The organism is Nonomuraea sp. NPDC049028, assembly GCF_043197735.1.
In the GTDB taxonomy this organism is placed as follows: Bacteria; Actinomycetota; Actinomycetes; order Streptosporangiales; family Streptosporangiaceae; genus Nonomuraea.
Genome location: NZ_JBICTR010000011.1, coordinates 23,155 through 48,242, shown reverse-complemented (window position 1 = coordinate 48,242; position 25,088 = coordinate 23,155). Strand labels below are relative to the sequence as shown.

Genomic DNA, 25,088 nt, shown 5'->3' with positions numbered 1-25,088 from the left:
CGGCCCGGTCCGGCGACCGATTTACACACCTTGGGGCAGGTGGAAGACCCGGCCGGGATCGTAGGCGGCCTTCACGGCGGCCAGGCGTGGCGCGTTGGCTCCGTAGTAGGCGGTCCGCCAGTCGGTCAGGTCCGGGTCGATGTAGTTCACGTACGCGTGATCGCCCAGATGCGCCCGCATGTCGCCGTGGATGCCGCGCAGCCAGGCCCGGCCGGTGCCTTTCGAGTAGTACTGGACGCCGAACAGCGCCGCCCGGTGCGGGAAGGCGGTGGCGTCCGGGCGGACCCGGGCGACCGCGCCGCCCAGCGCGTCCAGTTGTACGGTGTGCTCTCCCGCTCGGGCCACCCCGGCGACCAGCGCCCTGATCCCGGCCGCCGACAGCTTCTGGTAGGCCAGATGCGACTTGGCGGCGAAGGTGTCCCTGCTGAGGCGGCCCGCGGCGGTCTGGCCAGGTAGGTGGCACTGCGCGACCGAGAGTGAGGAGCAGCCCGCCATGACCATCATGGCGTGCGTGTAGGACGTCGTGGAGGCGTAGCGGGAGGAGGGGCGGCCGATCTGGGCGACGAGTGGCGCCAGGAGGCGGTCGAGCGCCGCCTTCCCGCCCAGGTACGTACCGCCGATCTGCACGTCCAGCCCGTTGTTCCGAGTCAGGTGCAGCGTGGACCACAGCTCGTCCGGCGCGGTGGGCGCCCAGGACTGCCAGGCCTTGACCGCCGCCTCGGCCTTGGCCCACGGCCAGTGCAGGAAGAACACGGTGGTGTCGCGGGTCTTGTGCGTGCGGAAGGTGAAGGACACCGCCACGCCGAAGTTCCCGCCGCCACCGCCCCTGCACGCCCAGTAGAGGTCGGGGTGGTGGTCGGCGTCGCAGGTCAGGAGGCGGCCGTCGGCCGTGACGATCCGTACGGACTCGAGCGTGTCGCAGGTCAGGCCGTACTTCCTGGAGACCACGCCGATCCCGCCGCCCAGCGCCAGGCCGCTCACTCCGACCGTGGGGCACGAACCGGCGGGGATGCTCACGCCGGCGCGGCCCAGCTTGTCGTAGACGTCGACCAGCTTGGCCCCGGCGCCCACGGTGGCGCGGCCGGCGGCGTGACTGACGGAGTTCATCCGGGAGACGTCGATCACCAGGCCGGTGCCGGTGGACCAGCCCGCGTAGGAGTGGCCGCCCGAGCGGGCGGTGACGGGCAGGTGGTTCGCGCGGACGAAGGACAGGCACGCGGAGACATCCGCGGGGGTCGCGCAATAGGCGACGCCGCCCGGCCTGATGCTGTCGAAGGCGGGATTGAACAGCCGCCGCGCCGCGCCGTACCCCGCGTCGGCCGGCAGGACGAGCTTGCCGGTGAGGCGGCGGCGTAACCCCGGCCAGTCGGGGGCGGAGGAGGCGAGCGCGGGCGGTACGGAGACCAGCCCCAGTACCGGTGCCAGCGTGGCGGCGCGGAGGAAGTCGCGGCGGTCCATGGTCGTCTCCTGGTGATCGTGGTGAACCGATCGGTGAGACGACCCCGGAAGCCGCCAGGTTGGTCACAAATGCGTAACCAGGCAAGCCCGGTGCCGGTGCCGGAGGGGCCCGGTCAGTACGAGAGGAGCCCGGTCCGTCCGCCTGAGCGCGCTCAGGCGGACGGACCGGGGGATTAACCCGCCGCCCGTACCGCTATGGACTCATTGAGGCGCAGGGCCAGCGCGGGGCACATGTCGACGGCCCGACGCGCCTCCTTCGCCATCCAGCCCGGCACGGTCTTGAAGGACGGGAAGCCGTATTCGTCCAGTTCCACGAATTCCGGCAGCAGGTGCGCGCACAGGCCGTGGCCCTCGCAACGGGTCCAGTCCACGTCCAGGCGGTACTCGGGCTCGTCCTCGTGCTCCGGGAGAGGCAGCACGCCGCGGACCGGCCGGCCGCAGGAGCCGTACTCCAGGTGAAGGGCGATGTCGCTCTCGAAGGCGTCCAGGGAGGAGAGGACGAACCTGGCGGTGCCGTCGGGGTGGAAGCAGGCGCCTCTTCGCTCGACGGCGCGTACGGTGCGGCGTACCGCGTCCGTGGACCCGGTGCCCTCGACCAGTGCGAGCAGTGCCCGCGCCACGTCGGGCAGCCCGAGGCGGCAGGGGCCGCACTGGCCCGAGGACTGGGCGGCGAGGTAGGCCGCCACCCGGGTGGTCTCGCCGAGTGGGCAGGTCGAGTCGCCGAGCGGGACGATGATCCCGGCACCCAGCTCGCTGCCCATCTTCTTCATGCCTTCGCGCGAGATCACCGCGGAGAGGGCGTTCTCGTAGCTCATCCAGGCGCCGTGGTAGCCGCCCATGAGGACGCCGTCGCCGATCTCCGCCTCGCACAGGTCGAGGACGTCGATCAGCGGGGTGCCCGTGGGCGCCTCCACGACGGCGGGGTTGGTGGCGCCGCCGCTCACGCTGAGCAGGACGGTGCCGGGTTCCTTGGCGGTGCCGTACTCGGCGTACCCTTCGGGGCCGAACTCGGCGAGCAGGGCGAGCTGGGCGAAGGTCTCCGTGTTCGACAGCAGCGTGGGCAGGCCGTCCACGCCGCTCTCGGCGGCGCGCTTCTTGCGGCCGTTGGGGATGGCCACGTCGCCGTTCACGCCGCGTACCAGCGCGCCGCCCTCGCCCGAGATGAACCGCTCCTCCAGGCCGACCACCCGGATCTTCACGTGGCTCTCCTGGCCGCCCGCCACATTGGCGGCGCGGCGCTCGGCCACGGCCGCGGAGACCGATGACTCGGCCACCTCGCCGCCGGATCCGATCGCCACGACGACCTCGCGCGCGTGCAGGGCCTCGGCGGCGAGGACCGCTCCGTCGAGCACGAGGTGCGGGTTGCGGATGAGCATCATGGTGTCCTTGAAGCTGGCCGGCTCGCCCTCCGAGCCGTTGACCAGCACGACACTCTCGCGTGCCCCGGCGGCGTCGGCGACGGCGCGCAGCTTGCGGCCGACGGGGAACGCCGCTCCGCCTCGGCCGCGCATGTCGACCTCGTTCACCTGGGCGATCAGCGTCTCGATATCGCGCAACACCGGCTCGCCGTGAAGCGTCCGGTGCGCCGGCAGATCGATCCGCCTGGTGTGCTCCAGCCCGGCGGTCAGCCGGGCCGGGCCCACGCGTAACACGCGTGGGACTCTATGCGGGATCACTCTGGCGCCTCCTGGGCATTCCTGTGCGGTCTCATCCCGCCTCCCGGTACTTCCTGCGCGCCGCGTCGAGGCTAACCGGCGCGTTGACGTCCACCGGCCGCTCGACCGGTGAGGTGTCGACCTCCATCGTCTTCACCCATTCCGGCTGGAGAGCCGGCCTGAGCGTGGTGGCGAGCACTCGGACGAGCAACGCCCCACCGACCGCCGCGAGGCAGGCGATGTAGGACCACGCCACCCAAGGCGCCGGAGGACGGCCCGCGGTCAGGCCATGCATGATGGCCACGGGCCAGGACAGGTACGCGGTGGCGTGGAGCGTCCGCCATATCCATGGCTTGGCCGTCACCGCGAACCGTCCTCGGACCATTCCCGACACAACGATGATCACCATCATGTCGAAGGCTACAGCGCCGAATCCCACATAGATACCGGCAATTGGGACCACTGTCGCGGCCAGTGGGGCATGCCCCAGACTGACCATGAGGGTGATGTGCGTGACCAGGTAGGCCATCCCGATCATCGCTGTGGCCCGGTGTGCCAGCTGTGCCCTGACCCTGTTGGACGGGGACAGGAAGACGCGTTCGGTGGTGAGCAGGCCGAGCCCGACCGTCGCACTCAGCAGCACCAGGGCGAACACGCCCGCGTAGAACTCGAGGAAAGCCACCCCTTGGCCGAGCACTGAGATCCCGCTGTCGGTCCTGGTCAGGGCGAACCCCGCCAGGACCAGCGCGGCCAGCACGGCGCTTACCCCGAACCGGACCCACCTGGAGTCCAGCTTGCTCGGAGCATGCCGGGGCAGTCTTCTGTGGAGCATCGATTCCCTCCATGGTCGTCGATTGAGGGTGCGACTCGGGAGGGCCGATCTACGTCAGCAACGACGTCCGCGGTTGATGCAGCTGACCACGAAGTTCATGAGCTGGTCAGACATCACGTTGGCGAAGTCTGCGTGATCGGTCACCGGATTGTGCTTCTGCTCAGGGAACGCGTCCACGGCGAAGGACGGTCCCTGTGGAACCGAGTACGTGAGGGACATACGCAGCTGTGGGACGGCCTTCGTTCCCTGCGGGCAGGCGCCACCCTGGCCCGGGAACACTATGTGCGTGCGGTGGTTGGCGCTGTCGGTGTTCTGTCCATCCCAGCAGCTTGGGAAATCTAGAATACGGACGACTTGGCTGCCGCGTGGGCAGAGTGGATATTTGTTATTAGTGATGCGGTTCTGGAAGCCGGTACACGTCCACGCGGCCTTCGCGTTCGCCCCGCCGTTCGTGGCCGCCTTCGCGTCACCGGTGATGATCCTCAGGAACCTCGGCATCGCGACCACCCTGGACGTGGCGTTGCCGCGGAACTGGAGGGTCACCTGGCGGGCCCGCAGGACCTGGCCGACGTTGCCGTCCTGGTCGTTGGTGTTGACATCCACCTTGCGGTCGCGGAGCACTGGCCAGAAGTAGGCCGACTTGTCGCCGAACCGGCAGGTGGTGCCTCCTGCGGCGAGACTCTGGTCTGTCGAGAACCCGTCCGTCGTCAGGTTGCCCACGTAGTCGTGCAGGTGGTGAGCGCCGTTGCTCACGCCCGGAGCGACGATGAAGTTGTCAGGGTTGTTGTGCTTGTTGCCGTTCGTCCCACAGGCGGAGACGAAGGTGCCCCTGGAGCCGTTCCTACCGAACTGGGGGTTGGCGAGCTGGCCGCGGCCGACCTGGCGGATGTCGACGAAGTCCTCGACGAACGGGCCTAGGTCGGCGCACTCGCCCTCGTCGTGGTCGCTCTCGGTGGGGGAGGGGGACGCGGACGGGCTCTTCGTCGGGTTCTGGTTGTTGTTGTTGCCCCGGCGGCGGAACTGCTGCTGCTGACCCTGGTCCTGTTGCTGCTGCTGGCCCTGGTCCTGCTGACCCTGCTGGTCCTGCTGCTGCTGATCCTGGTTGTTGTTGTTCTGGTCCTGGTTGTTGTTCTGCTGGTCCTGGCCGTTGCCGGTGTCCTGCGGCTCCGGGGTCGGCGCGGCCAAGAGGGCTCCGCCGCCTTGCTGCTGCTGTTGCTGACCCTGCTGCTGTTGCTGACCCTGGTCCTGCTGCTGGCCCTGCTGGTCCTGTTGCTGTTGCTGACCCTGGTCCTGCTGGCCCTGCTGGTCCTGTTGCTGCTGATCCTGGTTGTTGTCCTGCTGCTGGCCCTGGTCCTGCTGCTGTTGCTGGTCCTGGTTGTCCGGGGCCTGCTGCTGTCGCCTTTGTTGCGTCGGTGATTGAGACGGCTTGCCCTGCTGTGCCGGATCGCAATGGTCCGCAAGCGCCGGACCGACGCCGATCACGGCCGCGGACACCAGGCCGCTGGCCATCACGGCCAGGGCGGACACGGCCGCGGCCGTGCGTCTGGATCTCCTCATTACTGTCTCCTCGTATCGACCGCCGTTGCGACGGGTGGAACCGGTGAGGGCGTGGGGGGCTCGGGAAGGTCGCCGAAGTCGACCAGGCCAGTGCCTTCCAGCAGCGTCATGTGCTTCAGCACCACCGTGTTGGCGGTGTTGGCGAACTTCCTGATCTCGGTGTTGCGAGTCCCCGCCCGCACATCTGCCACGACGGCGAAGACCTTGCCGTGCGCGGCTCGCAACAGGTTGGCGAAGTCCTTGTCGAAGGCGGGACCCTTCTCCGCGGACAGCTGGGCCATCCAGCTCTGCTGATCGGCATTGGCCACGTCTGGGATGGGCACGCCGAGTTTCGCGGCGAGCGCGCGAGTCGCCTCGTCCAGCTTCGTGTGATCTTCGACCAGGTGCCTCCCGGTCTCCTTCACGCTCGCTGACTCGGCCCGTGTCTGGGCCCATTGGCCAACAGGAATCTCCCAGAGGCCTGCCTGGCGTACTCTGACTAGCAGGTCGCGGTCTGCCGGCCCGAGAGGACCGGCGGCCGACTGCGTGTACTGAGTGGATCCTGCGGAGCTCCCTGGTGGCAGGACCAGCAGGATCGTGACCGTGGCAGCCACTGCGAAGCCGCCGAACATGAGCAGTTCGCCGCGCAAAAGCCTGTGCATGATCGGAGGTACGCGGGCCTTCGGGGACCGGTTCACTCAAGGGGTCCAAATAGTCAGAAATGACTGGAGTTATCGGAGTGACTACCGGAGTGATAACGAAGGTGTAAAGATGTGCCCCGTGCTAGGTCATCTCGCCGGCAGGTTAGAGAGTGCGGATGCCGAGGCGGAACACCGCATTGCGGTGCTCTACCAGGAGTTCGGCGGCCCTCTGCTGCGCCACGTACGCAAGTCGACCGGGAACGATCTTCAATGGGCCGAAGACGTCGTTCAAGAGACGATCGTTAGAGCCTGGCGTCACTCGGCAAGACTGCAATGGGAGCCCAGCCTCATCTGGGCATGGCTACTGACAGTGGCCCGCCGTATCGTCATCGACGGTCGCCGGCGTAAGAGTGTTCGGCCTCACGAGGTCGAGCCGCCGGAAGTCGACATGCTGGCGGTGCCTGACGGCTCGGAGCGGGCGCTCTCGGCCATGGTGGTCGCTGACGCTCTGCGGAGCCTGTCCGACGAACACCGGGAAGTCATTGAGCAGACCTACCTTCGGGACCGTACGATAAGTGAAGCGGCGGAGATTCTGGGGATTCCGCCGGGCACGGTGAAGTCCAGGCTCTACTACGGGATCCGGGCTCTCCGTGTGCTTCTGCAGGACAAGGGGGTAGCCGGGTAATGCATGAAGGGGTGGCCGCCTACGTCCTCGGTGTCCTCGACGAAGAGGAACTAGAGGAGTTCGAGCGCCACCTCGACACATGCGCAAGGTGCCAGGCGGAGCTCCAGGACATGGCCGAGATTCCGAGCCGACTCGACGAGCTCAAACACCTGCCCTCAGCTGCTGAGGACGACCCGCCGATGTCGATGTCACGTTGACCTTTTTCCCCTTTTCGGGTGATATCGGTACGGCGAGGCGCATACGCCCGGTCGAGCAGACCGGGCGGCTTGGGGAGGTGTTCGGTGGGCATCGACGGTGATGCGGCCGTTCCTCCCGACAGGCGATTCGGCGAGGAGGGCGGCCGGCTCTCCTATGGCGGCTACCTTCGCCTGCCCGAATTGCTCGACCAGCAACGGCCTCAGTCCGAGGCGCCTGACGAGCTGCTGTTCATCACCATCCACCAGGTCTACGAGCTCTGGTTCAAGCTGCTGCTGCACGAGCTGGAGGCCGGCCGCGAGGCCATGTTCCAGGGCGAGCTCTGGCAGGCCAGGCACGTGTTCAAGCGGGTGCACGCGGTGGAGCGGGTGCTGATCGAGCAGGTCGACGTGCTGGAGACGATGACGCCCCAGGACTTTCTGGAGTTCCGGGCCAGGCTCGCCCCGGCGAGCGGTTTCCAGTCGGTGCAGTTTCGCGAGCTGGAGTTCCTGTCGGGGCTGAAGGATCCGAGCTACCTCGGCCGGCTCAGGGACGCCGACGACGCCGAGCTCACCAGGCTGCGCCGTCGGCTCGACGAGCCGACACTGTGGGATGCTTATCTCACCGCCCTTTCCCAGCGTGGGCTGCCGGTCTCCGACGACGAGATCATGGGCACGCTGCTGGCCGTGGCGAGGGACCGCGGGTCGCACGACGACCTGTGGCAACTGGCCGAAGATCTGCTGACCCACGACGAGACCGCCGCCCAGTGGCGGACCCGCCACGTGCAGATGGTCGAACGGCAGATCGGCACCAAATCGGGCACCGGCGGCTCGACGGGAGCCCCCTACCTGCGAGGCAGGACCCGCCTGCACTACTTCCCACTGTTGTGGGAACTAAGGGCCTGGCTATGACAAGCCATGGCGAACCCTCACAAAGGAGTGAGAGCGAAATGCCGCTCGACGAGGCCAAGGATGAGTTGCTCCAGCGAGCCGCGCAACGATGCGCGGCGGGCAGCGACCATGTGAGCCCCGAGGACGCGCTGGCCTTCCTGCGCGTCTACTACCGGCACATCGCGCCGGAGGACCTGCTCGACCGCAGCCCCGTTGACGTGTACGGCCCGGCGATGTCGCAGAAGCAGCTGGCCGAGGTACGCCCCCAGGGCCGGGCCATGGTCCGCGTCTACACGCCGACCCTCGAGGAGAACGGCTGGGACCCGGGTCACTCCGTGGTGGAGGTGGTCACCGACGACATGTCCTTCCTGGTCGACTCGGTGACGATGGAGCTCGCCAGGCATGACATCAACACCTACCTGGTGGTCCACCCGCAGATGCGGGTACGCCGTGACATGACCGGCAAGATGCTCGGCCGGGGCCAGGAGGACGTCACCGGCCAGATGCTGGTCGAGTCCTGGATGCACTTCGAGATCGACCGGCAGACCGACCCCGAGGTGCTCGGGCAGCTGGAGGCCGACCTTCAGCGGGTCCTGTCCGACGTACGGCAGGCGGTCGAGGACTTCAGGAAGATGCGGGGGGTGGCCGTACAGACCGCCGAGGACCTCACGCTGAACCCGCCGCCGCTGGAGCCCGCGGAGGTCGAGGACAGTCTCGACCTGCTGCGCTGGCTCGCCGACGGGCACTTCACCTTCCTCGGCTACCGCGAATACCGCCTGGAGCAGACCGACGAGGGCGACGCGCTGCGCGCGCTGCCCGGCGCGGCCCTGGGCATCCTGCGGGACGACAAGATCGGCTCGGAGAGCTTCTCCGTACTGCCCCCCGAGGTACGCGCCAAGGCGCGCGAGAAGCAACTGCTGATCATCACCAAGGCCAACTCCCGGGCGACCGTGCACCGCGCGGCCTACCTCGACTACATCGGGGTGAAGCTGTTCTCGCCGGAGGGCGAGGTGATCGGCGAGCGCCGGTTCCTCGGCCTGTTCACGCACGTGGCCTACAGCGAGTCGATCTCCAGGATCCCGGTGCTCAGGCGCAAGCTCGCCGACGTGCTGGAGCAGGCCGGGCTGGCTCCCGACAGCCACGACGGCAAGGACCTGATCGAGATCCTGGAGACCTTCCCGCGCGACGAGCTCTTCCAGACCTCGCTCGACCAGCTGCTGCCGATCGCGCTCGGCGTGCTGCGGCTGCGCGAGCGCAAGCAGGTCAAGCTGTTCCTGCGCCGCGACGACTACGGCCGCTACATCTCCTGCCTGATCTACCTGCCGCGCGACCGCTACACCACCCAGGTGCGCTACAAGATGCAGGAGCTCCTGCTCAAGGCGCTGGGCGGCAAGACGCTCGACTACAGCGCGATGATCGGCGAGTCCGCCCTGGCCCGGCTGCATGTGGTCATCCGCGGCGAGCGCGGCAGGCAGCTGCCGCCGCCGGGCGTCGACGTGCAGGAGCTGGAGTCGCGGCTGGCCGCGATCACCCGGTCGTGGGAGGACGACCTGGCCACGGCGCTGGCGGAGCAGACCTCCGAGGCGGAGGCCCCCAAGCTGACCAGGCGCTACCAGTCGGCCTTCCCCGAGGGCTACAAGGCCGACTTCCCTCCGGAGATGGCCGTGGTGGACCTGCGCCGCCTGGAGGAGCTGGTCGGCGCCGACGAGAACGAGATCGGCCTCAACCTCTACGAGCCGTACGACGCGGCCGAGGGCGAGCGGCGGCTGAAGATCTACAAGCTGGGCTCGCCCATCTCACTGTCGCGGGCGCTCCCGCTGATCCAGCGGCTCGGCGTCGAGGTCGTGGACGAGCGGCCGTACGAGATCGACAGGGACAACGACCCCGCCACCAAGAACGCCTGGATCTACGACTTCGGCCTGCGCTACACGCCGAACGACGAGGTCGACAGGAAGGACTTCAAGCGGCTCTTCCAGGACGGCCTCATCGCGCTGTGGAAGGGCGAGGTCCAGGCCGACAACTTCAACGCCCTCGTCCTGCGGGCCGGACTGACCTGGGAGCAGGTCGAGATCCTGCGCGTCTACGCCCAATACCTGCGCCAGGCGGGCTCCGCCTTCTCCCAGCGCTACATGGAGCGGGTGCTGACGGGCAATGTACGGCTGGCCCGGCTGCTGGTGCGGCTGTTCGAGGCGCGGCTCGACCCCCGGCGCGGCGACGACGTGCGGACCGACCTGGCCGACGCGCTCAACGAGGAGATCCTGGGCGCGCTCGACGAGGTCGCCTCGCTCGACGAGGACCGGATCCTGCGGGCGTACCTGGAGATGATCCAGGCGACGCTGCGTACCAACTACTTCCAGACCGTCGGCGGGCGCCGCAAGCCGTACATCTCGCTGAAGTTCGACCCGCAGGCGATCAGCGTGCTGCCGCTGCCGCGGCCGAAGTACGAGATCTTCGTCTACTCGGCCCGGGTCGAGGGCGTGCACCTGCGCTTCGGCAAGGTGGCCAGAGGCGGGTTGCGGTGGTCGGACCGGATGGAGGACTTCCGGACCGAGATCCTCGGGCTGGTCAAAGCCCAGATGGTGAAAAATACCGTTATCGTGCCCACTGGGTCCAAGGGCGGATTTGTCGTGAAGCGTCCGCCTGCGGGCGGAGGGCGCGAAGAGATGCTCGCCGAGGGCGTGGCCTGCTACCGGATGTTCATCTCCGGACTGCTCGACGTCACCGACAACCTGGTCGACGGCAAGGTCGTGCCCCCGCCGGACGTGGTCAGGCACGACGGCGACGACCCCTACCTGGTGGTCGCCGCCGACAAGGGCACCGCGACCTTCTCCGACATCGCCAACGGCGTGGCCAAGGAGTACGGCTTCTGGCTCGGCGACGCCTTCGCCTCCGGCGGCTCGATCGGCTACGACCACAAGGCGATGGGCATCACCGCGCGTGGCGCTTGGGAGTCGGTCAAGTACCACTTCCGCACGATCGGGACCGACATACAGACCACCGACTTCACCGTGGCCGGCATCGGCGACATGTCGGGCGACGTGTTCGGCAACGGCATGCTGCTGTCGCGGCACATCCGGCTGGTGGCCGCCTTCGACCACCGGCACATCTTCATCGACCCCGACCCCGACACCGCCCGCAGCTTCGCCGAGCGGCAACGGCTCTTCGACCTGCCACGCAGCTCCTGGGCGGACTACGACACCGAGCTGATCTCGGCGGGCGGCGGCGTCTACCCGCGTACGGCCAAGTCCATCAAGATCACGCCGCAGATCCGCGAGGCGCTCTCCATCCCCGCGGCGGTCACCTCGATGGCGCCGAACGACCTGATCAGCGCCATCCTCCGGGCCCCCGTGGACCTGCTGTGGAACGGCGGCATCGGCACCTACGTCAAGGCGGGCACCGAGTCCAACGCCGACGTGGGCGACAAGGCCAACGACCCGCTGCGGGTCGACGCCGGAGACCTGCGCTGCAAGGTCATCGGCGAGGGCGGCAACCTGGGGTTCACCCAGCTGGCCCGCATCGAGTTCGCGCGCGGCGGCGGGCTGGTCAACACCGACTTCATCGACAACTCGGCCGGGGTCGACACCTCCGACCACGAGGTGAACATCAAGATCCTGCTCGACCAGGTCGTCCGCGACGGCGAGCTGACCGACAAGCAGCGCAACCAGGTCTTCACCTCGATGACCGACGAGGTCGCCGACCTGGTGCTGCGTGACAACTACGCCCAGAACGTGGTGCTGGCCGCGACCCGCGCCCAGGCCCCCGAGATGCTCCACATCCACTCCCGCTACCTGCGGCGCCTGGAGCGTGACGGGCTGGTCAACCGGGAGCTGGAGTTCCTGCCCTCGGACAAGATCCTGGCCGAACGCCGCCAGGCCCGGCTGGGTCTGACGGCGCCCGAGTTCTCGGTGCTGCTGGCCTACACCAAGCTGGTGGCCGACGCCGAACTGCTCGCCTCCGACCTGCCCGACGACCCCTACCTGGCCTCGTGGCTGGTGTCGTACTTCCCGTCGGCGCTGCGCGAACGGTTCCGGCCGTACATGGACGCCCACCCGCTGCGCCGCGAGATCATCACCACCACGGTGGTGAACGAGCTGGTCAACTCGATGGGCACCACGTTCATGTTCCGCTTCAGCGAGGAGACCGGCGCCTCGACGCCCGACATCGTCCGCGCCTACCTCGTCGCCCGCGAGGTGTTCGACCTGGCCAGCTTCCACCGCGCGGTGGAAGCGCTGGACAACAAGGCCGACACGTCGATCCAGATCGCGATGCTGCTGGAGGCCAGGAAACTGGCCGAGCGCGGCACGCGCTGGCTGCTCGGCAACCGCCGCCCGCCGCTCGACCTGGCCGGCTCGGTGAGCTTCTTCGTCAAGGGTGTGAACGGCCTGCTCGCCCACATCCCGAAGCTGCTCGCCGGGCCCGACCTGGCGGCCTTCGAGGAGCGCCGCGACTCCTTCGCGGCCCGCGGCGTGCCGATGGAGCTGGCGGAGCGGGTGGCGGCCATGGTGCCCGCCTATTCGACGTTCGACCTGGTGGAGATCTCGTCGCTTACGGGGCGTCCGGTCAACGAGGCGGCGGAGGTGTACTTCGACCTCGCCGACCGCCTCCAGCTGGCCCTCCTCAGGGAGCGGGTGATCGCGCTGCCGCGTGACAACCGCTGGAACTCGATGGCGCGGGCGGCACTCAGGGACGACCTGTACGCGGCCCACGCCTCGCTGACCCGGGATGTGCTGGCCCACAGCACGCCTGGGCTGTCTCCGGAGGAACGCCTGGCCCGCTGGACGGAAGCGAACTCGGCGGCGGTCCACAGGGCCCGTCAGACGCTCTCGGAGATCTGGGAAAGCGACAACTTCGACCTGGCGACGCTTTCCGTGGCCCTCCGCGCGATCCGCACGCTAGTCGCCTCAAGCAGCCTCCCCCACACCGAAGGCTGATCGCTTTTACAACCTTTTCGATCCTTTACGGCAGGCCCGGTGGGCCCCAGTCGCCGCACGGCGCTGGGGCCTGTCCAGGGGCACGCTCCTCCGGTGGAGGTGGCTGGGCGCCGTGACGTGCGTCTTCTTGGCCCCGGCCGTGGTCGCGCCTTGCCCTGGCCAGGGGCCTTCTCAGCCCTCGGCCTCTGGTTGGTTTGTGGCTGTGAAGGCGTGCTTGTGGTCTTCTGTCCACTGGGCGAAGGTTCTTGGGCGTTTGCCGGTTAGATCAGAGAATGTGGTTGATGGCGTTTCTGGGTTGTTTATGGCCTCTATGGAGTTTTGGACGAGTGAATCCACTACTTCCGGTGAGCCCCAGCGGGACAGAGTCTGGCGGTGGGCTTCCAAGTCCTGTAGGCGCCACTCGATCGGCTTGCCGATCACTCGCGCGATCGTGTTCATCTGGTCGCGTTGGGTGAGGGAATCGGGGCCGGTCAACTTGTAGACGGCGTTCTCGTGGCCATCTTCTGTCAGGGCTTTCAGTGCGATTTCGGCTATGTCGGCTTCGTGGATGGGGGCCGAGTGGGTGTCAGGGAATGGACTGGTGACCTTGCCTTCCGCGATGATCTCCGGCGCCCATCCGAGGGTATTGGTGGCGAAGGCGCCGGGCCGCAGGACGGTCCAGGAGAGCCCTGAGGCGGTCACCGACTCTTCCGCCACGCCGTGCATGCGGGCGATCGCGTCCGTGGCCGCAGGGTCCGCCAGAGCGGCCGACAGGAGGACGACGTGGCGCACTCCGGCCTCGCGGGCCTTCGCCAGGAAGGCGTCCAGCCCCTGCCGGTCGGCGTAGAGGAACATCCGGTCGACGCCGGCCAGCGCGAGTGCCGCACTGCCCGCGTCGACCACGTCCACGCCGGCGGGCAGGTGGGTGGCGGCGGGATCTTTGCTGGCGGCGCGGACCTGCCGGCCGGCCGCCAGGAGCTGCCGTATGAGACTCCGGGCCACGTGTCCGCGGGCCCCGGTTACCAGGATCGTCATGCGGACATGCTGATCCGGGGCCGTATCGGGCGGGTAGGCACCGCCAGGGCTGGGACTCGCGGTACCAGCCCTGGGCGGGCTGGGTCATCATGGTTGGGATGAACAGGGAGGAACTCGGCGGCTTTCTGCGTAGCCGGAGGAGCCGGATCCAGCCTGCGGAGGTGGGGCTGGCGCCCGGCCCGCGCCGGCAGACCCCTGGGCTGCGCCGCGAGGAGGTCGCGCTGCTGGCGGGCATCTCCGTCGACTACTACATCAGGCTGGAACAGGGCCGCGGCCCGCACCCGTCGGACCAGGTTCTCACCGCGCTCGGCCGGGTGTTGCGGCTGACGGGCGACGAGCACGACTACCTGCTCCGGTTGGCCGACCACTCCCCGGCCCGCCCCGAGCCGGCGCGCGAGGTGCCCGCCAACGTCCGGCGCCTGCTGGACCGCCTCACTGACGTCCCGGCCATGGTGATCAACGCCGGCTATGACGTACTCGCCTGGAACCGCATGCTGGTCGCCCTGATCGGCGACCTGTCAGAGACGCCATCCCGAGAACGCAACACGCTGCGCTGGCTCTTCGGCAATCAGGCCACGCCGGCCGACAAGCTCCAACTCGCCCGCAAATGCGTGGCCGACCTCCGAGCCACCGGCCGCTACCCAGGGGACGCCGACATCAGATCCCTGGTCGACGACCTGAAAGAGCGCAGCCCCCTCTTCGCCGAGCTGTGGGCGACCCGTGACATCGAGGTCCAGCGCACCCTGACGAAGCACATGACCCACCCCATCGCAGGCCCGATCGAACTCGACTGCGACTTCCTCCCCATAGCCGGCGCGGACCAACGCCTGGTCCTCTACACCGCCGCCCCCGGAACCCCCTCCCACAAGGCCCTCCAACGCCTACGAGAGACCGACGCGTAGCCATCACCACTGTGGCCGGCCATTGCCAAGAAAACGCACGTCACGGCGCTCGGCCATCTCCACCGGAGCAGCGTGTCCCGGCTCCGTGCGGTGGGTCAGGGACGACCACGGCCGGGGCCAAGAATGCGCACGTCACGGCGCCCAGCCACCTCCACCGGAGGAGCGTGCCCCTGGACAGGGCCCAGCCCCGTACGGCGGGTGGGGCCCACCGTGCCTGCCGTAAAAGAAGGAAATGGGTTTAGGGGTCGCCGCCTACGGCCTTGGTGAGGGCGCCGGTGTGGGCGATGATGGCGGCCGGGGTCGGGGTGCCGGACGGTGGGACGACCGTCGCGTACTGGTTGATCTCCGTCGTCTTCAGGAAGCGGCGCGCCCTGTCGTTGTGATAGAGCCAGCGGGCCGACTCAGGCACCGGGACGAAATCCGCCTTGTCCGTCTCCACCGTGGTCGTCGTCGTGCGCGTCATCGCGTATTGGATCAGCGCCCCGCCGCCCACCATGCGCAGCGCGTAGACCGGGTAGTCGCCGGCGCTGAAGATCGAGTCGTAGCTGAACCCGCCGATCTTGGCGCGTTCCCGGTCGGTGGTGATCTGCTCCGCCACGTCCGTGGTGTAGGGGCCCCGTTCGAGCAGGCCGGCCGCCACGCCCGTCTCGCCCGCCTCCGCCACCGTGGCGTGCAGCGGGCCCATGAACTGCGGACTGATGGTGATGCTCTTGTCGTCGGGCGCCAGCACCGTCGCGTAGCCCTCCGCGTCGAGCTGGATGCGGGGCGGGTCCTGCCCCGGCAGCAGCTGCGTCGCCGAGCTGAGCCGCCAGTCGTCGCTCTTGGCGTCGGCATTGGCGAACGTCAGCAGCGTCGGATGGCCGTTGCGCGTGGCCAGCACCGTGAACCAGACCGCCGTCTCACTCTGCTTGAACCGCGGGACGAACAGCGTCGGCGCGCCCCACGTGTAGCGCGGCGGCCGGTTGCCCGTCGACAGGAACGCGGACGAGGTGAGCTGCGCCTCCGCGTCGCGGGTCAGCTCCATTGCCAGCCGCAGGTCGCCCCCGGCGCGCAGCAGGTCGTCCGTGGCGGTGAACGTGGCGAACGCCTTGGCCGCGTCGGCCGGCGTGATCAGCGGGGTCTCCGCCGAGGGCGTCGGGGTCACGGACTTCGCCGTGGTCGCCGCCACCTGACTGGGCTCGGGTTGTGGCGCGGCCGAGCAGCCGACCGCCGCGGCCAGCAGGCCGGCGGCGAGCGCCAGCACCTTCCGCCGACCGTAACTACGCACGTGGCCATGTTATTCGGGCCCGCGAGGGTCGCGTACCCTAAGGAAACGTGGCAGGTATCGATCCAGCAGAAGAGATCAACGAGCTCGCGGGCACCCTGCGGAGCATCCAGGACGTGCTCGACCTCGGCGCCATGCGCAAGCAGATCGAGGAGCTGGAGGGGCAGGTAGCCGCGCCCGACCTGTGGGATGACCCTGAGCAGGCCCAGAAGGTCACCAGCAAGCTCTCGCACATGCAGGGTGAGCTCAACCGCGTCGAAGGGCTGGTGCGCCGCCTCGACGACCTCAGCGTCCTCTACGAGCTGGCCGCCGAGGAGGGCGACGAGGACACCAGGACCGAGGCCGACAAGGAGCTGGCCTCGCTCCGGTCCGACATCGGCGCGCTGGAGGTCCGCACCCTCCTGTCCGGCCCCTACGACGCGCGCGAGGCGCTGCTCACCATCAACTCGCAGGCCGGTGGCGTCGACGCCGCCGACTGGGCGGAGATGCTGCTGCGGATGTACTTGCGGTGGGCCGAGCGCAAGGGCTTCCCGACCGAGGTCTACGACACCTCCTACGCGGAAGAGGCCGGCATCAAGTCGGCCACCTTCACGATCAAGTCCCCCTACGCCTACGGCACGCTTCGTGGCGAGCACGGCACCCACCGTCTGGTCCGCATCAGCCCGTTCGACAACCAGGGCCGCCGCCAGACCTCGTTCGCCGGGGTCGACATCGTGCCGGTCGTCGAGCAGACCGACCACATCGACATCAACGAGGACGAGCTCCGCATCGACGTCTACCGCTCGTCGGGACCCGGCGGCCAGGGCGTCAACACGACCGACTCGGCGGTTCGCATCACCCACCTGCCGACCGGCATCGTGGTCTCCTGCCAGAACGAGCGCTCGCAGCTCCAGAACCGCGCCTCGGCGATGAACGTGCTGCAGGCCAAGCTGCTGGAACGCAAGCGGCAGGAGGAGGCTGAGCGCATGTCCGAGCTGCGGGGCGCCTCGACCACGTCATGGGGCACGCAGATCCGCAACTATGTGCTGCACCCCTACCAGATCGTGAAGGATCTGCGCACGGGCACGGAGGCGGGCAACCCGACCGCCGTTCTCGACGGCGACATCGATGAGTTCATCGAGTCGGAGATCCGCTGGATGCGCCGGCAGGAATCAGAGCCCGCTTAGGTGCTTGAGCACCAGGGCCAGGAAGAGCAGCACGACCAGCAGTAGCAGGATAAGGGCGGGTGACAGCCCGGCGAAGCCGTGGTTGTGCATCCGCTCGCGGTTGGCACGGCACAGGGGGCAGCGGCCCTCGATCACGGGGTGGGCGCACTGCGCGCATACGAGGTGTTGGCAACTCATGTCAGCCCCAAGTCTAGCCGCACAATCGTTTTGTTTCCGTTATGGACGTTCCATGCCAGTCTTCCCCCTAGACTGTGCTCTGGCCAATCGGAACGTCGATCATCAGTAAAGAAAGCCGTCCCCGATAGGCGTGTGGCGGGAAGTGGGCATGTGCCACCCTCGCTTCCGTCCTGACCCCTAGACTGGCATGCCGTGATGCTCTCGTGATCCATTTCGATAATGTCACCAAGGTCTACACGAACCAGAACCGGCCCGCTCTCGACCATGTCTCCGTTGACGTGGACAAGGGCGAGTTCGTGTTCCTCGTCGGTCCTTCGGGATCAGGCAAGTCCACCTTCCTGCGTCTGGTTCTGAAGGAGGAGCGGCCCAACTCCGGGGCGATTCACGTCGCCGGCAAGGATCTGGCCCGCCTGTCCAACTTCAAGGTGCCGCACCTGCGCCGCCGCATCGGCTGCGTGTTCCAGGACTTCAGGCTGCTCCCGAACAAGAACGTCTACGAGAATGTGGCGTTCGCGCTCGAGGTCATCGGTAAACCACGGCGGTTCATCCGCAAGGTGGTGCCCGAGGTCATCGAGCTGGTCGGCCTGGAAGGCAAGGCCCACCGGATGCCCGACGAGCTGTCAGGCGGCGAGCAGCAGCGCGTCGCCATGGCCCGCGCCTTCGTCAACCGGCCCATGATCCTGCTGGCCGACGAGCCGACGGGCAACATCGACCCCGCGACGAGCATCGGCATCATGAAGGTGCTCGACCGGATCAACAGGACTGGCACTACGGTCGTCATGGCCACGCACGACGCGGCCATCGTCGACTCCATGCGCAAGCGTGTCGTGGAGCTGGAGGACGGCAAGATCGTCCGCGACCAGTCGCGTGGCGTGTACGGCCAGGCGTACTGACAGGGAGCAGTAGACAGAACATGCGGGCGAACTTCATCTTCTCCGAGGTCTGGATCGGCCTCCGTCGCAACCTCACCATGACGATCGCGGTGGTCATCACCGTGGCCGTCGGCATGGCGATGCTGGGCATCGGCCTGATGATCAACGCCCAGGTCACGATGATGCAGGGCTTCTGGTACGACAAGGTCGAGGTATCGGTCTTCTTGTGCGGAAAGAACCCCACCATGCCCAGCTGCAAGGGCAAGCCGATCAGCGCCCAGCAGACCAAGGAACTCCAGGGCGAGATCCAGGGCATGGCCGGCGTCGAACAGGTCATCTACGAGAACCAGGCCGACGCCTACGCCAACTTCCAGAAGTCCTATGCCGCCAACAAGCTGCTCGTCGAAGCGACCAAGGTCGACGACATGCCCACGTCCTTCCGCGTCAAGCTGAAGGACCCCAACAACTATCAACCGATAGTGCAGGCGCTGCAGGGCAAGCCCGGCGTGTCGCAGGTGACGAACCAGAAGGACCTGGTCAACCAGTTCTTCGGGCTGCTCGACAAGCTCAGATCCGGTGCGCTGGCGGTGGCCATCGTCCTTGTGCTGGCGGCGGCGTTGCTGATCGGCAACACCGTCCGGCTGTCGGCCTTCAACCGCCGTCGAGAAACCGGGATCATGCGGCTGGTGGGGGCGTCGAACCTCTATATCCAGCTGCCCTTCGTCATGGAGGGCGTGATCTCCGGGCTGATGGGCGGGGTGATCGCCGCCGTGATGCTGATCGTCGCGAAGGTCTTCCTGTTCGAGGAGATCGCGCGTTATTTCGCGTTCGGCAGTCAGCTCGGCTGGGACTCGGTGGCCTCGGTGATCACGCTGACCATGGTGATCGGTGTGTTCATCTGTGTGCTGGCATCGTTCGTCACGCTCCGCCGCTACCTCAGGGTCTGACGAATCGCCGGTAAGGTCGGAGCATGCCACGTGAGACCGGGCGGAAGGTCGTCGCCCAGAACAAACGTGCCCGGCACGACTACCACGTCGAGGACACCTTCGAGGCGGGGCTCGTGCTGCAGGGCACCGAGGTGAAGTCGTTGCGTGAGGGACGGGCGTCCCTCACCGACGGCTACGCCTCCATCGATGATGGCGAAGCGTGGTTGCTGAACGTCCACATCCCCGAATACACCCAGGGGACGTGGACGAACCACGCCGCCCGTCGCAAGCGCAAGCTCCTGCTCCACCGCAAGGAGATCGACAAGCTCGCCGCCAAGACCAAGGAGGGCGGGCTGACGATCGTGCCGCTGTCGCTCTACTTCAAGGACGGCCGGGCCAAGATCGAGATCGGCATCGCCCGCGGTAAGAAGGACTGGGACAAGCGGCAGACGCTGGCGGAGCAGCAGGCCAAGCGCGAGATGGCCCGGGCAGTGCGGCATCGCAACCGATGAGCCGTCCCGTACGCCTGGGCCGCGTACGCCGCGGCCTGGCCGCGACCGTCACGCTGGCCGTCGCGAGCATGTCGCTGACCGCCTGCTTCGAGGAGTCCTCCCCGCACGATGCCGTGCGGGACTTCCTGGTGGGCTGGCAGTCGGAGGACTACGACCTGGCCGCCGGCCGTACCGACGGTGACCGGGCGACCGTACGCAAGGCGCTGTCGGACGCGAAGGCGGAGCTCGACGCGGCCTCGTTCCGATTCAAGATCAAAAGCATCAGCCTGGCCGGCGACCAGACGCGGGCCGACTTCCGCGCCGAGGTCGACCTGGGGGAGAACAACCCCCTCTGGGGCTACGACGGCGTACTCCCGCTGCACCTGGTGAACGGCCGGTGGAAGGTGCGCTGGTCGCCTTCCGTGCTGCACCCGCAGTTGAAGGACGGCCAGCGGTTCGCCGTGTCCACCGACCCGAACCCCCGCCAATCGGTCGTCGACCGCAACGGCACGCCGCTGCAGCGCCCCCAGTTCCTCTACGTGGTCCGCGTCACCCCGTCGCAGCTCGGTGACCAGGCGGAGGAGGTTGTTGAGCAGCTCTCGGCGATCACCGGGTTCGCCCAGGACCGGCTGCTGAGCCGGATCAGGTCGTCGCCGCCGAAGCAGTTCGTCCAGCTCGCCAACTTCGGCGCCGTACGCTACCGCGAGCTGAAGGACAAGCTCGACAAGATCCCGCAGCTCTCCATCCAGCAGCAGAAGCAGCCTGTCGCGCCCGACGACCCCAAGGACATCGTCGGAAAGGTCAGCGCGCTGACCCCGGAGACCGAGCAGAAACTCGGCGGCCCGCAGCGGGCGGGCGACTCCTACGGACAGAGCGGGCTCCAGCGGGCCTATCAGGACTATCTCACCGGATCCACGCAGACCAGGGTGATCATCCTCGACATCAAGACCGACAACGAGGTCGCGCAGCTCAAGGAGTGGCCCGGCCGCAAGAACGTACCCGTACGCACCACGATCGACAGCGCCAAGCAGCGCGCCGCCGAAGCCGCCGTGGCGCAGGCGGAGACCAGCGCGCTGGTAGCGGTCGACCGGTCGACCGGCGAGATCCTGGCGGTGGGCACGAAGGGCCTCAACCAGGAGAAGGACGCCCTCGCCGGCAAGTTCCCGGCCGGCACCGCCTTCTCGATCGTGGCCGCCGACGCGCTGCTCACAGCCGGGATGAAGACCAAGCAGAAGCTCGCCTGCCCGGCCGAGCGCACAGTGGGCGGCGCGCACTTCGTGACGGCGAGCCAGGTCATCGGCGCCTCCCCGACGTTCAAGGACAACTTCGCCAAGGGCTGCGTCACCGCCCTGGCCTCGCTCGCCCGGCGCGTCGACGCCACGGCCCTGAAAAAGAGTGCCGAGGCACTCGGCATCGGGAAGGACTGGCGGCTGCCGCTCAAGTCGTTCAGCGGCTCGCTGCCCGAGTTGACCAGCGACGCCGACAAGGCCAGGGCCATCGCGGGCCAGAACGTCGAGGTCAGCCCGCTCAGCATGGCCCTCGTCGCGGGGGCGATCGCCTCGGGCACCTGGCACCCGCCGGTGCTGGTGACCGACCCCAAGACGCCCGACCCCTCGACGGAGACGGTCGCGGTCAAGCCGCCGCAACCGGTCGCCGTCGACCCCAAGGTGCGCACGGCACTGACCGGCATGATGCTCGCCGGCGCCACCGGCTCGCCCGCCCAGGCCGGCCGCGGCCAGGTCTACGGCGTGACGGCCGCGGGCGACCAGGAGAAGCGGATGGGCTGGTTCGTGGGCTGGCAGGGTGACGTGGCGATAGCCGTGATGGCCAAGAACTACGACCCCGCGGCCGTCGCGGGCGACTTCTTCTCCGGCCTGCGCGACGCTAAGTGATTTCTTGTCACTCTAGGCAACCGTTCGGGCGGCCGGCTGCGTCTTACTCAGTGACTGCCCCGCTCGGGGGGTTGCGGGTGCAGTCGCCGTGATGAGTTCAGGACTTCATCTCGGGGGAAGTCCTGCCGTCCGGACCGGCTCGACCCTGCCGGTCGGCCCCCGGGAACGCCTACGCGTTTCCGGGGGTTTCGGCGTCTAGGGAATCAAGTTGACGCCGCAGGTGTTGGAGCATGTAAGGTCATGTTGCTCGGCTCTTCGGGGCCGTGTTGACAACTGCACATGGGGGTGACTGGCTTCGACTTCGACTTTGCAAGTCAGGTGAAGCGGGCCGAGGACTGCGGACATAACCTCGTTAACACTGTGACCGCAAACAACAAGTGCCAATTCTAAGCGCACTGTGGTCGGCCAGGGTTCCCTGGCCCTCGCTGCCTAAGTAGCGTAGCCACTGTCAGCCCGGGAGTGCCTTCGGCCCGGGATCTGGCATCGTTAGAAGGCTCAACCGCTCAACCCGGCCACGGGGGAGAGCGGGAAATCAAACAGTGGCTGAGCCCGTCGGCGACACGCCTGCGTGATTGCCGGGGCTGAGAAAAGCACAGCAGGCTGCGCCCGGAGAAGCCCTGTCTTGGGGTTGAAGGACGCGGGTTCGATTCCCGCCACCTCCACTGTTGATCATGATGCGGCGGCACCCGATGTGGGTGCCGCCGTTTTCGCGTCAAAGGGCTTCATCGGGGCGCTTCGCGCTTGAGGGCTTCAGGCGCTGTCTCCGGTCGCGCCGGAGCCGCGACCCCTGAAGGGCCTCCGCTTCGCTCCGGGCGTTTGTCTTTGGCGCGGGCTTCGCCCGCGCGTCCCCATTGACTGATCGAGCAGTCCAGGAGTCCAGCATTGGGCCGTTGATCATTGGTGATCCATGGAGGAAGGCTCGATGGTTAGAGGTTCAGCCGATGCACCTCCAATTGGTAGAGGCGTGGAACGCCACGATCGCTGAGCCTGAGGTGGCAGTGGGCTGGGTTTCCGCAGCTCGCCGGCGGAACCCGGAAGGAGCACATCTGGTGATCAGCGTCGGCGGCGGGACCGGCCTGCCGGGGTAAGCCCGGGGGTCGTCCGCGAACCCTCGCGGGAGCGGGCCGGGACATCGAGCGTGAGCGATCACGACAAGGCGTCCCGGTCCACCGTGCGGCGCTGCCGGTGGTGGACGGCGAGTCGACCGGTCGCGGTGCATGCATGGGCAAAGGCGCAGACGACCCACGGCTCGACGCCTGAGGGAATAGACGCCGCAGGTCAACTAGGGCATCCGTATCTCGTTTACTCAGCTGTTCCTGATCATGCGGTCGCCACCGAGGGCGAGCAGGCAGAACATGTCGAATTGATGAAGGTCGGCCTTGTCCACACGCTTGATGGCCTCGATGCCGGAGCGAGCCGTATTGATGTGACCGAGTGTGTCCAGGCGGGTTGCATCGAAGGCAGGGTCGTGGTCCGCGCCATGTCTGGCTTCCAGAAGCTCGTTGAACGCGCTGGCCAGCACTTCCAGATCCACCGGAACGCGCCAGGAAGCGGAATCAACCAGAAGAAGCCGAACCGGACTCGGTGGCGTACGGCCGGCCGCGATGTCCTCCACCCATCGGGCGACCTTCTTGAAGTTGCCATGGGCATACCAGCGGCCGATGGCTTGCTGATGCTCGACCGGCCCATTCCTGGCCGCGCGCCTCGCGCCATGCTGTACGAGCTCGTGGAAGAGCGCATAGTAGGCCGTTGAGGTAGCACGCCTCAAGTAGGCGGTCCGAGGACGTCCGCGCCCGGCGGTACGGCCTGCGAGGGTGTCGGCCAGATGGAGGTAGTCGTCTGCCTTGAAGTCTCGCCTCACGGCCAGTCCTGCTGGTCCCTGGTCAGGGCCTGGTCAATAACGCCTGTGCTGTTGTCTTCGAGCGGCTCGTCGACGTCTTCCCGGGCTTGGAATTCTTCCGGGGTGAACAGCTTGACGTAGACGTGCTCATCGATCTGGCGTTGAGCGGCAAGCTTGTTCACCTCCCTACGCAACGCATGGGTAAATTCGGCTGGCCACCCGTTCTCGTCGGGCGTGTCCATAATGATCACAGCTCGGAGTGCTGCCTCGCCATCGGCATCAAGGTACGGCTCAACCGAAGCCTCCTGGATGTGCGGCGCGTCTGGAATTCGCATGTCGCGGATCGCCATGGCCAGTTCGTTCAAGACTTCGCCCTGCCGCTTCATGCTCATGATGACCATCTTCGCATTTCCCGACTTCGACCAGAGGGTAGGCGAGGGTGCGTCACCAGAGGATCCTGTTCCGACCGAACTTCTTCGTGGTCAAGCCGACACCCAGCGTAGCGGCCCTGGTGGCCCAGGGACGGTGAAACCGTCGTGGTAGCGGCGTTCGTGAGTTCGCCCCGCCTGTCCTTGATGTGGACGACGCCGCCGGTCAGAGCTTGAGTCGTCGGCAGACGGGGGCGGTTTAAGTTGTGTGCGGTTCGGAGCCCGCCGAGGTGGCGTGCCCTCCGAACATTGCCGCGGCTTGCCGGCCTTTCACCTGGTTCTCCGTGACATAAGGCCGCAGTTCCCCCTCGTACGCGGCGAAGGCGGTCCTGTGGTCGCCGTCCGCCTCGGCCAGGCCGCGGGCCAGCGTCCATGCTCCGATCAGTGCCTGTGAGGTGCCCATGCCGCTGGTGGGCGCGGCGCAGTAGCCCGCGTCGCCGACCAGCGTGACCCGGCCGTGGGACCAGTGGTCCAGGTGGACCTGACAGGAGGAACCGAAGTAGAAGTCGTCGGCTTCGCTCATCGCCTTCAGCAGCCGGGGCGCCTCCCAGCCGTGCTCGGCGAAGGCGGCCCGCACGGCCTGTTCCTGTTCCTGGCGGTCGCGGCGGTCCAGCGCGGGGGAGGTGGTGGCGAAGGAAAGACTGACCGTGAGAGGGGCCGCCGCGTCGAGGCCGAACAGGTAAATCGCCGTGTTCGGGGTCTGCTGGAGCAGTCCGGTGCGGTCGAGCCCGAGGTAGTTGGGGGTGCTGAACCCGGCTCCGGAAAGGCCCAGGTGCCGCAGCGCGTCGGCGTGCGGGCCGAAGGTCAGCCGTCGGACCTTGGAGTAGACGCCGTCGGCGCCGATCACAAGGTCGAAGTCGCGGGTGGCGCCGCGTTCGAACTCGACCGTGACGCCGGACTCGTGCTGAGTCAGCGCGCTGATGGAGTCGTCGAACACGTACGCCACGTTGTCCGCGGTGATGCGGTGCAGGATCCGGGTCAGTTCCTGCTTGGGCACCTCCAGCTCGCCGGCGAACGCCTCCGCGGGCAGTTGGCCGACCTCGGCGCCGGTCTCGTTCACCAGCGTGGTGCCGCGCATCTTCGTGTCGTGCGCCCGGACCTCGGCGAGGATGCCCATCTCCTCCAGTACGCCGAGTGCCTGGCCGCGGAAGTCCACCGCGTAGCCGCTGTCGCGCAGGTGCGGGGCGCGCTCGATCACGGTCACCTCGTACCCGTCGCGGTGCAGGAAGTAGGCGAGGGCGGGCCCGGCCACGCTGGCGCCCGAGATCAGAACCGTCGTCTTGGTCATGGAGATGACCGTAAACGCGTCTTGCC

General features: G+C 67.7%; 22 protein-coding genes and 1 other RNA gene. 12 read left to right on the top strand and 11 right to left on the bottom strand.

The features are described 5' to 3' along the window. Window positions 1-21: 21 nt before the first annotated feature. The 4 genes from ACGFJ2_RS39210 to ACGFJ2_RS39195 all read right to left on the bottom strand — a co-directional run bounded on the left by ACGFJ2_RS39210 (window position 22) and on the right by ACGFJ2_RS39195 (window position 5,130). Complete coding sequence (locus ACGFJ2_RS39210) at window positions 22-1,458, bottom strand: FAD-binding oxidoreductase (RefSeq protein WP_393477233.1); 1,437 nt, start codon at window positions 1,456-1,458, stop codon at window positions 22-24. Between the two features lie 173 nt (window positions 1,459-1,631). Further along, on the bottom strand, window positions 1,632-3,110 hold the full coding sequence (locus ACGFJ2_RS39205; RefSeq protein WP_357949175.1) for an NADH-ubiquinone oxidoreductase-F iron-sulfur binding region domain-containing protein: 1,479 nt from the start codon (window positions 3,108-3,110) through the stop codon (window positions 1,632-1,634). A gap of 55 nt (window positions 3,111-3,165) precedes the next feature. Beyond that, window positions 3,166-3,945, bottom strand: coding sequence for a hypothetical protein (locus tag ACGFJ2_RS39200; protein WP_357949178.1), 780 nt, complete (start codon window positions 3,943-3,945; stop codon window positions 3,166-3,168). Window positions 3,946-3,999: 54 nt separating this feature from the next. Next, the gene (locus ACGFJ2_RS39195) at window positions 4,000-5,130 is read right to left on the bottom strand and encodes a DUF1996 domain-containing protein (RefSeq protein ID WP_357949180.1); all 1,131 of its coding nucleotides are present in this window, start codon (window positions 5,128-5,130) and stop codon (window positions 4,000-4,002) included. Window positions 5,131-5,145: 15 nt separating this feature from the next. On the opposite strand from ACGFJ2_RS39195, the gene ACGFJ2_RS39190 reads away from it, so the two are divergent. Further along, a complete protein-coding gene (locus ACGFJ2_RS39190) occupies window positions 5,146-5,361 on the top strand; it encodes a hypothetical protein (protein ID WP_393477229.1) in 216 nt (71 codons plus the stop codon). Window positions 5,362-5,501: 140 nt separating this feature from the next. On the opposite strand, the gene ACGFJ2_RS39185 is transcribed toward ACGFJ2_RS39190, so the two are convergent. Then, entirely contained in the window at window positions 5,502-6,113 is a 612-nt protein-coding gene (locus ACGFJ2_RS39185; protein WP_393477852.1) for a DUF4142 domain-containing protein, read from the bottom strand. Between the two features lie 148 nt (window positions 6,114-6,261). On the opposite strand from ACGFJ2_RS39185, the gene ACGFJ2_RS39180 reads away from it, so the two are divergent. The 4 genes from ACGFJ2_RS39180 to ACGFJ2_RS39165 all read left to right on the top strand — a co-directional run bounded on the left by ACGFJ2_RS39180 (window position 6,262) and on the right by ACGFJ2_RS39165 (window position 12,802). Further along, a complete protein-coding gene (locus tag ACGFJ2_RS39180) occupies window positions 6,262-6,807 on the top strand; it encodes a sigma-70 family RNA polymerase sigma factor (RefSeq protein ID WP_393477227.1) in 546 nt (181 codons plus the stop codon). Then, complete coding sequence (locus ACGFJ2_RS39175) at window positions 6,807-7,004, top strand: zf-HC2 domain-containing protein (protein WP_225295840.1); 198 nt, start codon at window positions 6,807-6,809, stop codon at window positions 7,002-7,004. Before ACGFJ2_RS39180 ends, ACGFJ2_RS39175 begins: the two co-directional genes overlap by 1 nt. An 84-nt stretch (window positions 7,005-7,088) precedes the next feature. Further along, window positions 7,089-7,892 (top strand): tryptophan 2,3-dioxygenase, encoded by an 804-nt coding sequence (locus ACGFJ2_RS39170; protein WP_393477224.1) that lies wholly within the window; start codon window positions 7,089-7,091, stop codon window positions 7,890-7,892. 38 nt (window positions 7,893-7,930) lie between these two features. Next, a complete protein-coding gene (locus tag ACGFJ2_RS39165) occupies window positions 7,931-12,802 on the top strand; it encodes an NAD-glutamate dehydrogenase (protein WP_357949196.1) in 4,872 nt (1,623 codons plus the stop codon). Window positions 12,803-12,973: 171 nt separating this feature from the next. Here the strand turns inward: ACGFJ2_RS39165 and ACGFJ2_RS39160 are convergent, their stop codons facing one another. Then, the gene (locus tag ACGFJ2_RS39160; RefSeq protein WP_393477220.1) at window positions 12,974-13,816 is read right to left on the bottom strand and encodes an NAD(P)H-binding protein; all 843 of its coding nucleotides are present in this window, start codon (window positions 13,814-13,816) and stop codon (window positions 12,974-12,976) included. A gap of 98 nt (window positions 13,817-13,914) precedes the next feature. Here ACGFJ2_RS39160 and ACGFJ2_RS39155 point away from each other — a divergent pair, with 98 nt between their 5' ends. Then, a complete protein-coding gene (locus tag ACGFJ2_RS39155; RefSeq protein WP_357949201.1) occupies window positions 13,915-14,718 on the top strand; it encodes a helix-turn-helix transcriptional regulator in 804 nt (267 codons plus the stop codon). A 238-nt stretch (window positions 14,719-14,956) separates the two neighbouring features. Here the strand turns inward: ACGFJ2_RS39155 and ACGFJ2_RS39150 are convergent, their stop codons facing one another. Next, a complete protein-coding gene (locus ACGFJ2_RS39150; protein ID WP_357949203.1) occupies window positions 14,957-15,985 on the bottom strand; it encodes a hypothetical protein in 1,029 nt (342 codons plus the stop codon). 47 nt (window positions 15,986-16,032) lie between these two features. Here ACGFJ2_RS39150 and prfB point away from each other — a divergent pair, with 47 nt between their 5' ends. Next, window positions 16,033-17,148: a peptide chain release factor 2 gene (prfB, locus tag ACGFJ2_RS39145; RefSeq protein WP_357949206.1), complete on the top strand. Its 1,116-nt coding sequence runs from the start codon at window positions 16,033-16,035 to the stop codon at window positions 17,146-17,148. Here prfB and ACGFJ2_RS39140 read toward each other — a convergent pair. Beyond that, entirely contained in the window at window positions 17,134-17,325 is a 192-nt protein-coding gene (locus ACGFJ2_RS39140; RefSeq protein ID WP_225295827.1) for a hypothetical protein, read from the bottom strand. The two genes, prfB and ACGFJ2_RS39140, sit on opposite strands and share 15 nt — an antisense overlap. Before the next feature lie 203 nt (window positions 17,326-17,528). Here ACGFJ2_RS39140 and ftsE point away from each other — a divergent pair, with 203 nt between their 5' ends. The 5 genes from ftsE (at window position 17,529) to ssrA (ending at window position 22,171) form a co-directional block, all read left to right on the top strand. Continuing rightward, window positions 17,529-18,218: a cell division ATP-binding protein FtsE gene (gene ftsE / locus ACGFJ2_RS39135; RefSeq protein WP_049564761.1), complete on the top strand. Its 690-nt coding sequence runs from the start codon at window positions 17,529-17,531 to the stop codon at window positions 18,216-18,218. Window positions 18,219-18,238: 20 nt separating this feature from the next. Further along, the gene (gene ftsX, locus ACGFJ2_RS39130) at window positions 18,239-19,144 is read left to right on the top strand and encodes a permease-like cell division protein FtsX (RefSeq protein ID WP_357949209.1); all 906 of its coding nucleotides are present in this window, start codon (window positions 18,239-18,241) and stop codon (window positions 19,142-19,144) included. 23 nt (window positions 19,145-19,167) lie between these two features. Further along, on the top strand, window positions 19,168-19,635 hold the full coding sequence (gene smpB / locus ACGFJ2_RS39125) for an SsrA-binding protein SmpB (RefSeq protein WP_357949212.1): 468 nt from the start codon (window positions 19,168-19,170) through the stop codon (window positions 19,633-19,635). Further along, the gene (locus ACGFJ2_RS39120; RefSeq protein WP_357949215.1) at window positions 19,632-21,506 is read left to right on the top strand and encodes a penicillin-binding transpeptidase domain-containing protein; all 1,875 of its coding nucleotides are present in this window, start codon (window positions 19,632-19,634) and stop codon (window positions 21,504-21,506) included. Before smpB ends, ACGFJ2_RS39120 begins: the two co-directional genes overlap by 4 nt. A gap of 281 nt (window positions 21,507-21,787) precedes the next feature. Continuing rightward, window positions 21,788-22,171, top strand: a transfer-messenger RNA (tmRNA) gene (gene ssrA / locus ACGFJ2_RS39115). A 641-nt stretch (window positions 22,172-22,812) separates the two neighbouring features. On the opposite strand, the gene ACGFJ2_RS39110 is transcribed toward ssrA, so the two are convergent. The 3 genes from ACGFJ2_RS39110 to ACGFJ2_RS39100 all read right to left on the bottom strand — a co-directional run bounded on the left by ACGFJ2_RS39110 (window position 22,813) and on the right by ACGFJ2_RS39100 (window position 25,062). After that, window positions 22,813-23,367 (bottom strand): hypothetical protein, encoded by a 555-nt coding sequence (locus ACGFJ2_RS39110; RefSeq protein ID WP_393477212.1) that lies wholly within the window; start codon window positions 23,365-23,367, stop codon window positions 22,813-22,815. Beyond that, window positions 23,364-23,738, bottom strand: coding sequence for a hypothetical protein (locus ACGFJ2_RS39105; protein ID WP_358179911.1), 375 nt, complete (start codon window positions 23,736-23,738; stop codon window positions 23,364-23,366). The genes ACGFJ2_RS39110 and ACGFJ2_RS39105 overlap by 4 nt, the downstream gene beginning before the upstream one ends. A 235-nt stretch (window positions 23,739-23,973) precedes the next feature. Next, window positions 23,974-25,062, bottom strand: a complete 1,089-nt coding sequence (locus tag ACGFJ2_RS39100) for an FAD-dependent monooxygenase (RefSeq protein WP_393477208.1) — start codon at window positions 25,060-25,062, stop codon at window positions 23,974-23,976. Window positions 25,063-25,088: the final 26 nt, after the last annotated feature.

What these genes read in the sequence shown, in the direction of transcription:
- ACGFJ2_RS39210 (WP_393477233.1), bottom strand. Translation starts at nt 1,458, where the DNA reads ATGGACCGCCGCGACTTCCTCCGCGCCGCCACGCTGGCACCGGTACTG.
- ACGFJ2_RS39200 (WP_357949178.1), bottom strand. Translation starts at nt 3,945, where the DNA reads ATGCTCCACAGAAGACTGCCCCGGCATGCTCCGAGCAAGCTGGACTCC.
- ACGFJ2_RS39185 (WP_393477852.1), bottom strand. Translation starts at nt 6,113, where the DNA reads ATGTTCGGCGGCTTCGCAGTGGCTGCCACGGTCACGATCCTGCTGGTC.
- ACGFJ2_RS39175 (WP_225295840.1), top strand. Translation starts at nt 6,807, where the DNA reads ATGCATGAAGGGGTGGCCGCCTACGTCCTCGGTGTCCTCGACGAAGAG.
- ACGFJ2_RS39165 (WP_357949196.1), top strand. Translation starts at nt 7,931, where the DNA reads ATGCCGCTCGACGAGGCCAAGGATGAGTTGCTCCAGCGAGCCGCGCAA.
- ACGFJ2_RS39160 (WP_393477220.1), bottom strand. Translation starts at nt 13,816, where the DNA reads ATGACGATCCTGGTAACCGGGGCCCGCGGACACGTGGCCCGGAGTCTC.
- ACGFJ2_RS39155 (WP_357949201.1), top strand. Translation starts at nt 13,915, where the DNA reads ATGAACAGGGAGGAACTCGGCGGCTTTCTGCGTAGCCGGAGGAGCCGG.
- ACGFJ2_RS39140 (WP_225295827.1), bottom strand. Translation starts at nt 17,325, where the DNA reads ATGAGTTGCCAACACCTCGTATGCGCGCAGTGCGCCCACCCCGTGATC.
- ftsX (WP_357949209.1), top strand. Translation starts at nt 18,239, where the DNA reads ATGCGGGCGAACTTCATCTTCTCCGAGGTCTGGATCGGCCTCCGTCGC.
- smpB (WP_357949212.1), top strand. Translation starts at nt 19,168, where the DNA reads ATGCCACGTGAGACCGGGCGGAAGGTCGTCGCCCAGAACAAACGTGCC.
- ACGFJ2_RS39120 (WP_357949215.1), top strand. Translation starts at nt 19,632, where the DNA reads ATGAGCCGTCCCGTACGCCTGGGCCGCGTACGCCGCGGCCTGGCCGCG.
- ACGFJ2_RS39105 (WP_358179911.1), bottom strand. Translation starts at nt 23,738, where the DNA reads ATGAGCATGAAGCGGCAGGGCGAAGTCTTGAACGAACTGGCCATGGCG.
- ACGFJ2_RS39100 (WP_393477208.1), bottom strand. Translation starts at nt 25,062, where the DNA reads ATGACCAAGACGACGGTTCTGATCTCGGGCGCCAGCGTGGCCGGGCCC.